Source organism: Blautia sp. AM47-4 (assembly GCF_003479865.1).
In the GTDB taxonomy this organism is placed as follows: Bacteria; Bacillota; Clostridia; order Lachnospirales; family Lachnospiraceae; genus Fusicatenibacter; species Fusicatenibacter saccharivorans.
Genome location: NZ_QUHY01000111.1, coordinates 1 through 667 on the forward strand (window position 1 = coordinate 1; position 667 = coordinate 667).

The following is a 667-nucleotide window of genomic DNA, read 5'->3' on the forward strand; positions in this document are numbered from 1 at the left end:
GATTCCGAAGATGAAAACAACCAGAAGCGGCTCCGTGACTTGGAAAACGGACAGTGCCTTATCAGTGATTTATACGGGCGTGTGGGAGTCATACAGTTCCATCCTATCTTTGAAGACCTGTTCCATGCCTTTGATACCAGACCGCCCGTAAGAAAAGAGGTGGAATGATGGTGATACATAGAACTTCCAACGGGCAGCAACTCCCTGTTCCCTATTCAGCCAAAAAGGGGTTATCTTGGAAAATAGCAGGAAAAGTGATTGGCAGGGTACTTCTGGCACTCCTGCTCATCCTCCTGCTGCTTGCAGTCTTCGGCACAGCCGCCCATGCTGCCGGACTGGTGGATGATACGGTGGACGCTGCCAACGAATACAGCAAATATCCTCTGGACAACTACCAGCTTGATTTTTATGTGGACAGCGGATGGGACTGGCTCCCGTGGAACTGGCTGGACGGTATCGGAAAACAGGTGATGTACGGGCTGTATGCCATCACAAATTTTATCTGGACAATCAGCCTGTACCTTTCCAACGCCACGGGGTATCTGATTCAGGAAGCCTACTCGCTGGACTTCATTTCCTCTACGGCGGATTCCATTGGGAAAAATATGCAGACCCTTGCAGGCGTTACCACAGGCGGCTTGTCCTCGGAGGGATTTTATATCGGGTT

The 667-nt window shown here is 50.5% G+C and carries 2 protein-coding genes; both read left to right on the forward strand.

What is annotated here, in order from left to right; all coding sequences use genetic code 11:
• Positions 1-168: ATP-binding protein (locus tag DW965_RS18890; protein WP_199681691.1), on the forward strand; the 168-nt coding region annotated here is incomplete at its 5' end.
• Positions 168-667, forward strand: a 500-nt coding sequence (locus DW965_RS18895; RefSeq protein WP_442857838.1) for a CD3337/EF1877 family mobilome membrane protein, incomplete at its 3' end; no start/stop codon positions are given. The genes DW965_RS18890 and DW965_RS18895, both read left to right, overlap by 1 nt.